The following is a 13,295-nucleotide window of genomic DNA, read 5'->3' as shown; positions in this document are numbered from 1 at the left end:
GGGGGAGGGTGGGCGAAATCCGCGCCGAAGGCGCGGGAAACCCCGGCGGCGGGAAAGCCGGACTCAGGCCTTGACCACGGCCCACTGCGTGACCGGCATCGCCTGCCGCCACCCCGTGAAGCCCCCCACGGGCACGGCGTGCGCGACCGCGAGGCGCGTCAGCTCGCCGCCATGACGGCGGTACCACTCCGTCAGCAGTGCCTCGGATTCGAGCGTGACCGTGTTGGCCACCAACCGCCCCCCGCGCGGCAGCGCCTCCCAGCACGCCTCCAGCATCCCGGGCGCGGTGAGCCCACCGCCGGTGAAGACCGCATCGGGCGTGGGCAGCCCGGCGAGCGCGGCCGGCGCGGCGCCGGTGACCACACGGAGCCCCGGCACACCGAGCGCCTCCGCGTTACGCGCGACACGCCCCGCCCGCACCGGGTCGCGCTCGACGCTGACGGCCCGGCAGGAGGAATGGGCGCGCATCCATTCGATGCCGATGGAGCCGGAGCCCCCGCCGACGTCCCAGAGGAGTTCGCCGGGCGAGGGGGCGAGGGCGGCGAGCGTCACGGCCCGTACATGCCGCTTCGTCAGCTGGCCGTCGTGGTCGTAGGCGTCGTCGGGCAGACCGGGGGTGAGGGGCAGTCGCAGGGCGCCGGGGGCGCGGCGGCAGGTGACGGCGATGACGTTGAGCGGATCGCCGGCCGGGTGCGGCCAGTCGTCCGCCGTGCCCTCGACGCGGCGTTCGCGGTCGCCGCCGAGCTGTTCGAGGACAGCCAGCCGGCTCGGCCCGTAGCCGCGTTCGCGCAGCAGCGCGGCGACCTCGGCGGGCGTCTGCGCGCCCGCGCTGAGCAGCAGCAGCCGGCGGCCGTCGTGGAGGGCGGCGGTGAGGGCCGCGAGCGGGCGGCCCACGAGGCTGACGACCTCCGTGTCGTGCAGTGGCCAGCCGAGCCGGGCGCAGGCGTAGGAGGCGGAGGAGGGGTGCGGGAGGACGTTCAGCCGCTCCTCGCCCACGATCTCGGCGAGGGTGCGGCCGATGCCGAAGAACATGGGGTCGCCGCTGGCGAGGACGCAGACGCGCCGGCCCTCGTGCGCGGCGAGCAGGCCGGGGACGGCGGGGCGCAGGGGCGAGGGCCAGGCGACGCGCTCGCCGGCGCACTCCCCGGGCAGCAGGCCGAGCTGGCGCGGGCCGCCGATGATCACCTCGGCGTGGCGCAGGGCCTCCCGGGAGGCGGAGGCGAGGCCGGGCCAGCCGTCCGCGCCGATGCCGACGACCGTCACGGGGGCTGGGGTCACAGGTGCTTACCTCACGGAGGCGGTGATCAGGGGCACCGGAACTCTACTGACCCTCGGTGACCGGGGGCACGACCGGGGACCTTATTGCATAGACTGCGCAATTACTTATCTCAAGCAGGAGGGTAGGACGTGGCGCGTTCGCCGGTGGTGCTGGGTATCGAGTCGTCCTGCGACGAGACCGGCGCCGGTCTCGTCCGGGACGGAAGGCTGCTGGGCCACGCGGTGGCGTCCAGCATGGACGAGCACGCGCGCTTCGGCGGCGTCGTGCCGGAGATCGCGGCCCGGGCGCATGTGCACGCGGCCGCGCCCGTGGTGCGGGCGGCGCTGGCCGACGCGGGGCTGGCGATGGGTGACATCGACGCGGTCGCGGTGACGACGGGCCCGGGGCTCTCCGGCGCCCTGCAGGTCGGTGTCGCGGCGGCGAAGGGCATCGCCTACTCGCTGGGCGTGCCGCTCTACGGGGTGCACCACCTGGCCGGGCACGTGGCCGCCGACACCCTGGAGCACGGCCCGCTGCCGAACCCCTGCGTGGTGCTGATCGTCTCCGGTGGCCACACCTCGTTGCTGCTGGTCCGGGACCTGGCCCGCGACCCGATCGTCCATCTCGGCGACACGCTCGACGACGCGGCGGGCGAGTGCTTCGACAAGGTCGCGCGGGTCTTCGGGCTGCCGTACCCGGGCGGCCCGGCCGTCGACCGGGCGGCGCGCGGGGGCGACCCGCGCGCGGTGCCCTTCCCCCGGCCGCTGACCGGGCCGCGCGACGACCCGTACGCGTTCTCCTTCTCCGGGCTGAAGACGGCCGCCGCCCGCTGGGCCGAGCGGCACCGGCAGGCGGGTCTGCCGCTGCCCGTCGCGGACGGCGCGGCCTCCCTCCAGGAGGCGGTCGCCGACGTGCTGACCCGCAAGGCCGTCGCGGCGTGCGTCGAGCACGGGGTGGGCACGCTCGTCGTCGTCGGCGGCGTGGCCGCGAACTCGCGGGTGCGGGCGCTGGCGGGATCGCGCTGCGATGCTGCGGGCATCGAGCTGCGCGTACCGCCGCTGCGGCTGTGCACCGACAACGGCGCGATGATCGCCGCCGTCGGCGATCTGCTGGTGCGGGCGGGGGCCGAGCCCGCGCCGCTCGATGTGTCCGTCGACCCGTCCGCGCCCCTCACGTACGCGGCCCTCCACCCCGTGGCCCGGTCCGTCCGGTCCGCCGGGTCCACCCGAGCCGCCTGACCCGTCCGGAGTCCCCTGTGCGTACCGCCGATATCCGCGGCCGCTTCCTCGACTTCTTCGCCGCGCGCGGCCACACCGTCGTCCCCAGCGCGCCGCTGCCGACGCCCGACCCGACGCTGCTCTTCGTCAACGCGGGCATGGTGCCCTTCAAGCCGTACCTGACGGGCGAGGCGGCGCCGCCGTGGCCGCGGGCGACCAGCGTGCAGAAGTGCGTACGGACCCTGGACATCGAGGAGGTGGGCAGGACCACGCGGCACGGCTCGTTCTTCCAGATGAACGGCAACTTCTCCTTCGGGGACTACTTCAAGGAGGAGGCCATCGCCTACGCCTGGGAACTGTCCACCGCGTCGGCGCCGGACGGGGGCTACGGTCTGGACCCGGACCGGATCTGGGTCACCGTCCACCACTCCGACGACGAGGCCGCGGCGATCTGGCGGCGCGTGGCCGCGCTGCCGGAGGAACGGATCGTCCGGCGGGGCGACGAGGACAACTTCTGGTCCATGGGCGTCCCCGGGCCCTGCGGCCCCTGCTCGGAGCTCTACTACGACCGGGGTCCCGCCCTGGGCCGCGCGGGCGGCCCGGCCGTGGACGAGGACCGGTACATGGAGTTCTGGAACCTCGTCTTCATGCAGTACGAGCGCGGCGAGGGCGCCGGCAAGACCGGCTACCCGATCCTCGGCGAGCTGCCCCGCCGCAACATCGACACCGGCATGGGCCTGGAGCGCATGGCCACCCTCCTCCAGGGCGTCGACAACCTCTACGAGATCGACGAGACCCGGCCCGTCCTCGACCGCGCCGCCGAACTCACCGGCGTGCGCTACGGCGCCGACCACCAGGCCGACGTACGGCTGCGCGTCGTCGCCGACCACGTCCGCACGGCCCTGATGCTGCTCGCCGACGGCACCGCCCCCGGCAACGAGGGGCGCGGTTACGTGCTGCGGCGCGTCCTGCGCCGGGCCGTCCGGTCGGTACGGCTGCTGGGCCACCAGGACCCGGCGCTGCCCGAGCTGCTGCCCGCCGCGCGGGACTGCATGCGGCACAGCTACCCGGAGGTGGCCGAGGAGTTCGGCCGGATCTCCCAGCAGGCGTACGCCGAGGAGGACGCCTTCCGCGCCACGCTCCGGCAGGGCACGACCGTGCTGGACACGGCCGTCGCCGAGGTCAAGGCGCAGGGCGGCCGGCTGCTGCCGGGCCCCAAGGCGTTCCTGCTGCACGACACCTACGGCTTCCCCATCGACCTCACCCTGGAGATGGCGGAGGAACAGGGCGTCGAGGTCGACCGCGAGGGCTTCACCGCCCTGATGGCCGAACAACGCGAGCGCGCCCGCGCCGACGCCCGCGCCCGCAAATCCGGCGGCGCACTCGACACGTCGGCGCTGCGGACGGTGCTGGACGCGCACGGGCCGACGGACTGGCGGGCGTACGACACGCTGACGACGGACTCGAAGGTCCTGGCCCTGCTGGGGCCCGGCGGCCCGGTCCGCTCCGCGTCCGCCGGGGAGATCGTCACGGCCGTCCTGGACCGCACCCCCTTCTACGCCGAGTCGGGCGGCCAGGACAGCGACGCGGGCGCGCTGACGGGCGCGTCGGTGGAAGCCGAGGTCCTGGACGTGCAGCGCCCCCTGCCGGGGCTGATCGTCCATCAGGTGCGGGTCACGGCGGGCGAGCTGGCGGTGGGCGGCACCGTACGGGCGGCCGTCGACCCCGAGTGGCGGCTGGGCGCGCGGCAGGCGCACTCCGGCACCCACATCCTGCACGCGGCCCTGCGCCAGATCCTGGGCCCGACGGCCCTCCAGTCCGGCTCGTACAACCGGCCCGGCTATCTGCGCCTGGACTTCCCCTGGCGCGGCGCCCTCGGCCCGGCGGCCCGCAGCGAGGTCGAGGAGGCCGCGAACCGCGCGCTGCGCCGGGACCTGCCGGTGGACGTGCGCTGGATGCCGCTGCCCGAGGCCAAGGAGATCGGCGCCCTCGCGCTCTTCGGCGAGACCTACGGCGAGCGGGTGCGGGTCGTGGAGATCGGCGGCCCGTGGTCGCGCGAGCTGTGCGGCGGCACGCATGTGGAGCACGCCTCGCAGGTGGGGGTCGTGGCGCTCACGGGCGAGTCCTCGGTGGGCGCGGGCATGCGCAGGCTGGAGGCCGCGGTCGGGTTCGAGGGCTTCGGGTACCTGGCCCGCGAGCGCGACCTGGTGACACGGCTGGCGGAGCAGCTCCAGGCGCCGCGCGCACAACTGCCCGAGCGCGTCTCCGTCCTGCTGGAGCGGCTGAAGGCCGCCGACCAGCGGGCGGAGGAACTCCACCGGCGCGCCGCGCTGGAGCGCGCGGCGGAGCTCGCGGCGGCCGCGACCGACGTCCACGGCACGCTCGTGGTCACTGCCACGACGGACGGCGACGCCAGGGCCCTGGCCCTGGCCGTCCGCGACCGGCTGCCGGAGGGCCGCCCGGGCGTGGTGGCGATCGGCGCGGCGGCGGGCGGCCACGCGATCGTGACGATCACCCTGACCCGGGCGGCGACGGCGGCGGGCCTGTCGGCCGCCGCCCTGATCAAGTCCGCCCTCGGCGGCCGCGGCGGCGGCACGGCGGAGGTCGCCCAGGGCGGCGGCGTCCCGGCGGGGTCGCTGCGGGCGACGCTCGACGGGGTGCGGGAGCTGCTGGCGGGCCAGGGCGGCTGAGGCCCGTCGGGCCCGGTGGCCGCCCCGAGGCGCGCGCCGGGTACGACGGGCGCCGGACGGGCCGCCGATGCCCCCGTGGGGGCGCCGTCGGCACTTCTCCGGGCCCGCGGTGGATCTCTAGACTTCCGGCATGGCTTCCGGGGGCTGGGGATGGTTCACGACCGTCGTGTCGATCCTGATCGGCCAGGCCACCGCGCTGGCGATGGGCCTCATCAACAACCGCTCCGCGGTCAGCCGCGAGACGCGGGCCAGGGCGGCGGACCGGTACAAGGTCGTCGCGGAGCGCCGTGAGACGTTCGAGCTGGCCCAGCTCGTCGAGGTGAACACGCTGCTGCGGAACGCCATGACGTCCCTCCACGCGTTCGTCTCCGCCCGGCGGCACTACAGCTCGCGCCTCCGCGAGGACCCGGCCGCGCCGCCGGAGACCTACCGGCAGCCGATGCAGGACGCGTCCGACGCGGCGGACGCCGCTCTCGACGCCCTGCGGTCCCAGATCGGTTTCCTCCTGGCGGACGACGTCCGGGCGCTGGCCGACGCTGCCGAGAAGGCGCTCACGATGGCCGCGGCGGGCGTCCAGCGCGACGAACCCGTCGACCCCGGCGCCCTGGGCGCCCGGGCCAACGCCGCGTACGAAGCGCTGTCCGCCCGGCTCCGGGACATCTACGCGACCCGGGAGCCGGCCGTGCCGGCGGCCTAGACAAGCAGTAACCGACTGGTTCCGCCCAGGTACCAATGGAGGAACCGGTACGGTGCGAGGAGCGCCCGACGACGGAGGACCCATGACCGCGCCGCACGCCGAAGACCCTGCCGAGCTCGTCCCACGGCCGGAGATGACGTTTCCGGCGCTGCGCGCCGCGCTGGCCCGCGTCGCGTCCTCCCGCCTCGCCGAGTTCCAGGCGGATCGCGACTCCGCTTTCACCGCCGCCACCCGGCACACCTCCTTCAACCCGATCCGCATGTTCCAGATCAAGTGGGCGACCGAGATCGAGATCGAGCGCAGGCCCGCGCTGGCCGCTCGCTACCGAGCGGCCCTGGACGGCGCGAACACCTTCGACCGCGACGACCCGAGATGGCGCGCGGCCATGGACGAATGCCTGGCCGTCCGGAACGAGGCCCGGGCAGCGGTGACCGATGACTGAAGCCTGGACGTGGGAATACGACCCCGATCCCGGCTACGTCATCGGCGGCATCGACAACCTCGCCTTCATCGCGCAGGTGGAGGAGCGGGCCGACGAACTGGTTCGCGCGGCCGCGGCGCTCTACCTGGACGGGACGAAGTACACGGGTACCTCGCCCCGCATGCAGGAGGAGGCCATCGACGCGTCGGGCATGTTCGTGTACCAGGTCGTGCCGCGCCACCAGCGGGTATACATCCGGCAGGTCACCTTTCTCGGCATGTGACCCGCAGGCGGTGCGGCACTCCCCACGGGTGGGGCAGCGGAAGCGTGCCCCTTACCAGTTCGCCTTGCCGTAGTCCTTCAGGAAGCACCCGTACAGGTCCTCCCCCTCCTCGCCGCGCACGATCGGGTCGTAGACGCGCGCCGCGCCGTCGACCAGGTCGAGGGGGGCGTGGAAGCCCTCCTCGGCCAGCCGCAGCTTGTCGTAGTGCGGGCGCTCGTCGGTGATCCAGCCGGTGTCGACCGAGGTCATGAGGATCTTGTCGCTCTCGAACATCTCCTGGCCGCTGGTCCGGGTCACCATGTTCATCGCGGCCTTGGCGGCGTTGGTGTTCGGGTGACCCGCGCCCTTGTAGCCGCGGCTGAACACGCCCTCCATGGCGGAGACGTTGACGACGTACGCGCGACCGCTGGCCGCCCGCCGGGCCGCCTCGGCCATCGCCGGGCGCAGCGCGCTGATCAGGATGAACGGCGAGGTGTAGTTGCACAGCTGGGTTTCGAGCAGCTCCACCGGGGAGATCTGGTCGATGGTCTGCACCCAGGTGTTGGTCTCGACGACGTCCGGCAGCAGGCCGCCGGCGTCGATGGCGGTGCCGGCGAGGTGCCGTTCGAGGCTGGCGTTGCCCGCGACCAGGGCGAGGTCGGCGACCTTCTGGGCGTCCAGGCCGCTGGCGCCCAGCGGCAGCGCCGCCAGGCCGTCGACCGCGCCGGAATTGAAGGCGCCGATGACGTGGTGGGCGGGCAGCTCGCCGGCGGGCAGCGGGGCGCCCTCGCCCTCGACCAGCGCGGCGTACGCGCTGGGCAGCCGGCGCACGGTCTGGGTGGCGTTGTTGATCAGGATGTCCAGCGGGCCGGCCTCGGCGACCTGCTCGGCGAGCGCGACGGCCTGGGCCGGGTCGCGCAGGTCGATGCCGACGACCTCCAGGCGGTGCATCCAGTCCGCCGAGTCCTCCATCGCCTTGAAGCGGCGGATGGCGTCCTTGGGGAAGCGGGTGGTGATCGTGGTGTGGGCGCCGTCGCGCAGCAGCCGCAGCGCGATATACATGCCGATCTTGGCCCGGCCGCCGGTGAGCAGCGCGCGCTTGCCCGTGAGGTCGGCGCGGGCGTCGCGCTTGGCGCGGTTCTCGGTCGCGCAGCTCGGGCAGAGCTGGTGGTAGAAGTAGTCGACCTCGACGTACCGCGTCTTGCAGACGTAGCAGGAGCGCGGGCGCTGGAGGATCCCGGCGATCCGGCCGGCCTCGGTGATCGAGGAGGGCAGGATGCCCTCGGTCTCGTCGTCGATGCGCTCGGCGGAGCCGGTGGCGGTGGCCTCGGTGACCTTGCGGTCGTTGGCGGTCTTGGCCGCGCGGCGCTCCTGGCGGCGGCGCTGCTTCACCGTGCGGTAGACGCCGGAGGTGGCGCGCCGGACGGCGATCGCGTCGGGGTGGTCGACGGGCAGCCGGTCGAGCTCCTCGAGCACGCTCAGGAGGACGGCCATGCGCTCGGGGGCTATGCCCTCGCCGTACTCCACGGCGTCCGGGATCTCCGGGTGATCGGTGATCGACAGGTGGCCTGCACCGTCGCGGTTCTCTTCAGTGACGGTCATGGCCGCTGTCGTTTCCCAGTCCGTTTGTTCGACAAATCTTCCAGGAAACTGTACGTAGCCAAGTGCGGCAGTGCCAAACCGCCCGCTGGGGGGCTTGTGGCCGGGCCGTGCGCCGGGCCGTCGCCGACGGCGCCCCTCCCCCGTCCTGGCGCCGTCCGTCATACCGGGGCGGGCGGGCCGGTCGGCGTCGCGAACTGCCGGGATCCCCACCCCCAACCGCCGTTCATCACATACGACTTATTGATCTTTCCGGGTTAATTACCGACGTTATCCAGCACATTTGCCCAATTCCCACCGAATCGGCAGTCACAATCGTCTCTCAACACCCCTTAGAAAGGTTTAGCCATGTCGCGTATCGCCAAGGCTGCCGTCCTGACCGCCGCCGTAGGCACCGCCGTGACCGGCATCGCCGGCGTAGCCACCGCGGACTCGGGCGCACAGGGAGCGGCCGTGGGCTCGCCCGGCGTCATCTCGGGCAACGTCATTCAGATCCCGATCCACCTGCCGATCAACCTCTGCGGGAACTCGATCGACATCATCGCCCTGCTGAACCCGACCTTCGGCAACGTCTGCGTGAACGGCTGATCACGGCCCCCTTTTCTGCGCGCGTCTCAGCCGAACCGCGCGCAGCGCCGGGGCCCGGGTCACAGTCAGCCGCCGGACCCGTCCCCCGCGCGTTCGTGGCGCCCATCTCCCTCCTGATGGGCGCCACTGCCATGTCCGGGCCCCGCCAGCACTTCCCCCTCGGTACTGCCGGCGGCGCCGGGCAGGTCCGGTATCTCGACGATCGGCGGCAGGTCGGGGGTCAGCCGCGAGTGCTGTGACGTCATGGCGGTACGCCTTCCCTCAGTCGGGGAGACCGGGTGGAACAACGGGGACGGGGGACCCCGGCGGGTCAGGCCGCGGCGAGCAGCTGCCGGCGCAGCCGGTCGCAGGTGCGGTTGAGGATGCGGGAGATCTGCATCTGGGAGACGCCCAGGCGCGCCCCGATCTGCTTCTGGGTGAGATTGCCGAAGAAGCGCCAGTACAGGACGTACCGTTCGCGCTCGGGCAGCGCGTCCAGGAGGGGGCGCAGCGACTGCCGGTCGACAACGAGGTCCAGCGCCCGGTCGGCCAGGCCCAGGGTGTCGGCGAGGGGGAGTTCGTCGGCGCCGGCGACGGAGTGGTCGAGCGAGAGCGTCTGGTGGACGCCGTCCGCGTCGAGCCCGCGCCGTACCTCCTCCTCCGACAGCCCGGTCTCGGCGGCGAGTTCGGCGGGGGTGACCGTGCTGCCCGCGCCCCGCTGTTCCAGCCGGGCGCGGGCGGCGCGGACGGCGGCCCGCAGCTCCTGGTCCCGGCGCGGGATGTGCAGGGACCACACATGGTCGCGGACGTGCCGTTTGAGTTCGCCGCTGATCGTGGGGATGGCGAAGGACTCGAAGGCGTAGCCGAGCCCGGGGTCGTAGCGGTCCACGGCGTGGACGAGGGCGAGCGCGGCCACCTGGCGCAGGTCCGCCGGGCTCTCCCCGCACTTGCGGAAGCGCAGGCTGACGCGTTCGGCCATGGGCAGCCAGGCGGCGATCACGTCGTGCCGGAGCCGGTCGCGCTCCCGGCCGGGCGGGAGGGCCGCGAGCCGCAGGAAGGCGTCCTCGGTGCCGGGAGCGTCGGGGCGGCGTCCGCGGGGAGGGAGCTTGGTCTCGGCCATGGTCACACTTGTCCCCTCGCTCGTGCGTCAAGGAGTGCCTGCCGGCCGGGACGCCGTCGGGCGCGACCGCCCCCGGGGTTCCGCCCGTGGCCGGGCCGGGTTCCGGGGGCCGGGCCGGCCGGTGTCGGCCACGGTGGTGCCAGCATGACCCCGGCCCGCGCCACCCGCGACTCGGAGCTCCCGCCCGCTCACCCAGAGCGAGACCCGCCGGGACGCGCGGAGCGGCCGCCCTCCGGCCCGCCGTGCCCGTACGGGCCCTGGGCCGGACGGGTGACTCCGGCCCCGCACAGGCCCACCCATGGCGGCCCGGTGACGGGCGTCACACCCATGGCGTCTTGACCCCCACTCCGTGCAATCGATTTCCTGAGGGCGTGAAATCGATTGCACAGAGATCGATCGCACGAAGACGACCGGGGAGGGGACCATGGCGAACATCAAGGACGTCGCCGAGCGGGCCGGAGTGTCCGCGGCCACCGTCTCCCGCGTCCTCAACGGCCGCTCCCCCGTCGCCGAGACCCGCGAACGCGTCCTGGCCGCCGTCGAGGAGCTCGGCTACCGCCCCAACGTCGTCGCCCGCGCCCTGCGCACCGCCCGGACCCGTACCCTCGGGCTCGTCGTCAGCGATCTGCGCAACCCCTTCTTCACCGAACTCGCCGACGCCGTCGAGCAGGAGGCCCGGCGGCTGGGCTACAGCCTGATCATCGGCAACGCCGGTGAGAGCCCCGAGCAGCAGGACGACTACATCCGCACCCTCCTGGACCGCCGCATCGACGGGCTGATGGTCAGCTCCGCCGGCACCGGCTCCCCGATGCTCAGCGAGGCGGTGGCCGCCGGCACCCCACTCGTCCTGCTCGACCGCGCCGTCCCGGGCGTCGCCGCGCCCTGCGTCCGGGCCGAGGGCAGCGCCGCGCTCACCGAACTCGCCGCGCACCTCGCCGCGCTGGGCCGACGCCGGCCCGCCGTGATCGTCGCCCCGGCGGGCACCCCCACCGGCGACGAACGGCTCGCCGTCTTCCGCGCGGCCCTGGCGGCGCACGGCATCGCCCTGCCGCCCACCCGCGTCGGGGCCTCACCGGACCCGAGCCCCGCCGGGGGCCGGCGGGTGATGCGGAAGCTGCTGGAGCCGGCCGAACCGCCGGACGCGGTCCTCGCCACCGACAACCTGATGGCCCTCGGCGCCCTGGACGAACTCCGGGCGCGCGGCCTGCGCGTCCCCACCGACATGGCACTCGTGGCCTTCGACGACGTGCCCTGGTTCGCCCACCTCGACCCGCCGCTCACCGCCGTCGCCCAGCCCACCGAGGCGCTCGGCCGGGCGGCCGTGCACACCCTGCTGGAAAGGATCGCGGGGCGACCGGCGGGCTCGGTCCTGCTGCCGGCCCGGCTCGTACGCCGCCGCTCCTGCGGCGAGTGACGTAAACCCACCGCCGTCCGAGAGGGGCGACGCATGACCGGCGTCAACGACGACGCACCGGACCGGGAACTGCTGCGCGTGGAAGGCGTGGTGAAGTCCTTCCCCGGCGTCCGCGCCCTCGACGGCGTGTCCTTGAGCGTGCGCGCGGGCGAGGTGCATGTGCTCCTGGGCGAGAACGGCGCGGGCAAGAGCACGCTCATCAAGACGCTCGCCGGGGTCCACCGCCCGGACGCGGGCCGGATCCTGGCCGACGGCGAGGAGGTGACGATCCGCTCCGGGCGGGACGCCGAACGGCTCGGCATCGCCACCATCCACCAGGAGTTCACCCTCGTCCCCGGTCTCACCGTCGCCGAGAACCTCTTCCTCGGCCGCCAGCCGCGCACCGCCCTCGGCCTGATCGACCGGCGCGCCCTGCGGAGGAACGCCGCGGCACTGCTGCGCCGGGTCCGCCTCGACGTGCCGCCCACCACGCCCGTGGCCAAGCTCGGCGTCGCCCAGCGGCAGATGGTGGAGATCGCCAAGGCCCTGAGCCTGGACGCCCGCGTCCTGATCATGGACGAGCCGACGGCGGTCCTCACCGCCGAGGAGACCGGCACGCTCTTCGGCATCGTGCGCGAGCTGCGCGCCGACGGGGCCGGCATCGTCTTCATCACCCACCACCTGGAGGAGATCACCGCCCTGGGCGACCGCGTGACCGTTCTGCGCGACGGCCGCTCGGTGGCCGAGGTGCCCGCGTCGACGCCCGAGGACGAGCTGATCCGGCTGATGGTGGGCCGCGATATCACCGACCGCTACCCCCGCGAACGCCCCGCGGAGCCCGGCGCCCCGCTGCTGCGCGTCCGGGGACTGACCAGGCGCGGGGCCTTCACGGACGTCGGCTTCGACATCCGGGCGGGCGAGGTGGTGGGCCTGGCCGGACTGGTCGGCGCGGGCCGTACGGAGGTGGCGCGGGCGGTCTTCGGCGCGGACCGCTACGACACGGGCACGGTCGAGATCGACGGCGAGCGACTGCCCCCGGGCGACGTACGGGCGGCGATGCGGGCAGGCGTGGGGCTCGTCCCCGAGGACCGCAAGGGCCAGGGCCTGGTCCTCGGGGCCTCCCTGGGCGACAACCTCACCCTGGCCCGGCTGGACCGCGACACCCGCCTGGGCCTGGTCGACCGGCGCGCCCAGCGACAGACGGCGACCGCCGTCGCCGACCGGCTGAAGGTGCGCCACAGCGGCCTGGACCGCGAGGCCCGCACCCTCTCGGGCGGCAACCAGCAGAAGATCGTCATCGGCAAGTGGCTGCTGGCCGGCGCCCGGCTGCTGATCCTCGACGAGCCGACGCGCGGCATCGACGTCGGCGCGAAGGTCGAGATCTACCGGCTCGTCAACGAACTGACGGCGGCGGGCCACGCGGTCCTGCTGATCTCCAGCGACCTCCCGGAGGTCCTGGGCATGAGCGACCGCGTACTCGTCATGGCACAGGGCCGCCTGACCGGCGAGCTGGAGGCCGAAACCGCCACCCAGGACGCGGTCATGGAACTGGCCGTCCGCACAAACATCCAGGACGAGAGCGCGATGGAGGGCTCCGATGTCGGCTGAGGTGCTTCGGGCGCCCGGGAGCACCGGGCAGTGGTTCACACGGGCGGTGCTCCGCAACGGCCCACTGGGCGGGCTGCTCGCCCTGATCGCGGCGATGACCGTCCTCTCCCGGGACTTCCTGAACGGACAGAACCTCCTCAACGTCGGGGTACAGGCGTCCGTCACGGCGATCCTGGCCTTCGGCCTGACGTTCGTGATCGTGTCGGCGGGCATCGACCTGTCCGTCGGCTCGGTGGCCGCGCTGTCGGCGACCGTCGTCGCCTGGGCCGCAACCGGCCACGGCCTGCCCGTGTGGCTGGCCCTGCCGCTCGGCCTCGCCGTGGGCGCGGGCGCGGGCCTGATCTCGGGCGCCCTGGTCGCGTACGGAAAGCTGCCCGCCTTCATCGCCACACTCGCGATGCTGTCGGTCGCCCGCGGCCTCGCCCTGGTGATCTCCGGCGGCTCCCCCATCGCCTTCCCACCC

The 13,295-nt window shown here is 74.0% G+C and carries 13 protein-coding genes; 9 read left to right on the top strand and 4 right to left on the bottom strand.

Annotated elements, in window-relative coordinates:
* Positions 1–63: 63 nt before the first annotated feature.
* Positions 64–1,278, bottom strand: a complete 1,215-nt coding sequence (gene cbiE / locus K6I33_RS20755; protein ID WP_229354926.1) for a precorrin-6y C5,15-methyltransferase (decarboxylating) subunit CbiE — start codon at positions 1,276–1,278, stop codon at positions 64–66.
* Between the two features lie 144 nt (positions 1,279–1,422).
* On the opposite strand from cbiE, the gene tsaD reads away from it, so the two are divergent.
* The 5 genes from tsaD (at position 1,423) to K6I33_RS20730 (ending at position 6,566) form a co-directional block, all read left to right on the top strand.
* A complete protein-coding gene (gene tsaD, locus K6I33_RS20750; RefSeq protein WP_374285397.1) occupies positions 1,423–2,496 on the top strand; it encodes a tRNA (adenosine(37)-N6)-threonylcarbamoyltransferase complex transferase subunit TsaD in 1,074 nt (357 codons plus the stop codon).
* A 17-nt stretch (positions 2,497–2,513) separates the two neighbouring features.
* Positions 2,514–5,165: an alanine--tRNA ligase gene (gene alaS, locus K6I33_RS20745; protein ID WP_229354922.1), complete on the top strand. Its 2,652-nt coding sequence runs from the start codon at positions 2,514–2,516 to the stop codon at positions 5,163–5,165.
* A 130-nt stretch (positions 5,166–5,295) separates the two neighbouring features.
* Positions 5,296–5,862: a hypothetical protein gene (locus K6I33_RS20740; RefSeq protein WP_229354920.1), complete on the top strand. Its 567-nt coding sequence runs from the start codon at positions 5,296–5,298 to the stop codon at positions 5,860–5,862.
* 82 nt (positions 5,863–5,944) lie between these two features.
* Positions 5,945–6,304, top strand: a complete 360-nt coding sequence (locus K6I33_RS20735) for a hypothetical protein (protein WP_229354919.1) — start codon at positions 5,945–5,947, stop codon at positions 6,302–6,304.
* Positions 6,297–6,566: a hypothetical protein gene (locus K6I33_RS20730; protein ID WP_229354917.1), complete on the top strand. Its 270-nt coding sequence runs from the start codon at positions 6,297–6,299 to the stop codon at positions 6,564–6,566. The genes K6I33_RS20735 and K6I33_RS20730 overlap by 8 nt, the downstream gene beginning before the upstream one ends.
* 51 nt (positions 6,567–6,617) lie before the next feature.
* Here the strand turns inward: K6I33_RS20730 and K6I33_RS20725 are convergent, their stop codons facing one another.
* A complete protein-coding gene (locus K6I33_RS20725; protein WP_229354915.1) occupies positions 6,618–8,147 on the bottom strand; it encodes an SDR family NAD(P)-dependent oxidoreductase in 1,530 nt (509 codons plus the stop codon).
* 345 nt (positions 8,148–8,492) lie between these two features.
* Between K6I33_RS20725 and K6I33_RS20720 the strand changes: the two genes are divergently transcribed.
* Entirely contained in the window at positions 8,493–8,732 is a 240-nt protein-coding gene (locus K6I33_RS20720; protein WP_229354905.1) for a chaplin, read from the top strand.
* Positions 8,733–8,797: 65 nt separating this feature from the next.
* Here K6I33_RS20720 and K6I33_RS20715 read toward each other — a convergent pair whose 3' ends face one another.
* Positions 8,798–8,977 (bottom strand): hypothetical protein, encoded by a 180-nt coding sequence (locus K6I33_RS20715; protein ID WP_229354903.1) that lies wholly within the window; start codon positions 8,975–8,977, stop codon positions 8,798–8,800.
* 65 nt (positions 8,978–9,042) lie between these two features.
* Positions 9,043–9,831: a sigma-70 family RNA polymerase sigma factor gene (locus K6I33_RS20710; protein WP_229354901.1), complete on the bottom strand. Its 789-nt coding sequence runs from the start codon at positions 9,829–9,831 to the stop codon at positions 9,043–9,045.
* 424 nt (positions 9,832–10,255) lie between these two features.
* Between K6I33_RS20710 and K6I33_RS20705 the strand changes: the two genes are divergently transcribed.
* The 3 genes from K6I33_RS20705 to K6I33_RS20695 all read left to right on the top strand — a co-directional run.
* Complete coding sequence (locus K6I33_RS20705) at positions 10,256–11,245, top strand: LacI family DNA-binding transcriptional regulator (protein ID WP_229354893.1); 990 nt, start codon at positions 10,256–10,258, stop codon at positions 11,243–11,245.
* 33 nt (positions 11,246–11,278) lie between these two features.
* The gene (locus K6I33_RS20700) at positions 11,279–12,832 is read left to right on the top strand and encodes a sugar ABC transporter ATP-binding protein (RefSeq protein WP_229354891.1); all 1,554 of its coding nucleotides are present in this window, start codon (positions 11,279–11,281) and stop codon (positions 12,830–12,832) included.
* Positions 12,822–13,295: ABC transporter permease (locus K6I33_RS20695; protein ID WP_374285388.1), on the top strand; the 474-nt coding region annotated here is incomplete at its 3' end. The genes K6I33_RS20700 and K6I33_RS20695, both read left to right, overlap by 11 nt.

It is taken from the genome of Streptomyces sp. UNOB3_S3 (assembly GCF_020740895.1).
Classification (GTDB): domain Bacteria; phylum Actinomycetota; class Actinomycetes; order Streptomycetales; family Streptomycetaceae; genus Streptomyces.
This window is presented reverse-complemented; position numbering and strand designations above follow the sequence as displayed.

Excerpts from the sequence above, each read along its gene's own strand:
- K6I33_RS20725 (WP_229354915.1), bottom strand. The coding sequence starts at position 8,147 with ATGACCGTCACTGAAGAGAACCGCGACGGTGCAGGCCACCTGTCGATC.
- K6I33_RS20710 (WP_229354901.1), bottom strand. The coding sequence starts at position 9,831 with ATGGCCGAGACCAAGCTCCCTCCCCGCGGACGCCGCCCCGACGCTCCC.
- K6I33_RS20700 (WP_229354891.1), top strand. The coding sequence starts at position 11,279 with ATGACCGGCGTCAACGACGACGCACCGGACCGGGAACTGCTGCGCGTG.
- K6I33_RS20720 (WP_229354905.1), top strand. The coding sequence starts at position 8,493 with ATGTCGCGTATCGCCAAGGCTGCCGTCCTGACCGCCGCCGTAGGCACC.
- K6I33_RS20735 (WP_229354919.1), top strand. The coding sequence starts at position 5,945 with ATGACCGCGCCGCACGCCGAAGACCCTGCCGAGCTCGTCCCACGGCCG.
- K6I33_RS20715 (WP_229354903.1), bottom strand. The coding sequence starts at position 8,977 with ATGACGTCACAGCACTCGCGGCTGACCCCCGACCTGCCGCCGATCGTC.
- K6I33_RS20705 (WP_229354893.1), top strand. The coding sequence starts at position 10,256 with ATGGCGAACATCAAGGACGTCGCCGAGCGGGCCGGAGTGTCCGCGGCC.
- K6I33_RS20740 (WP_229354920.1), top strand. The coding sequence starts at position 5,296 with ATGGCTTCCGGGGGCTGGGGATGGTTCACGACCGTCGTGTCGATCCTG.
- K6I33_RS20730 (WP_229354917.1), top strand. The coding sequence starts at position 6,297 with ATGACTGAAGCCTGGACGTGGGAATACGACCCCGATCCCGGCTACGTC.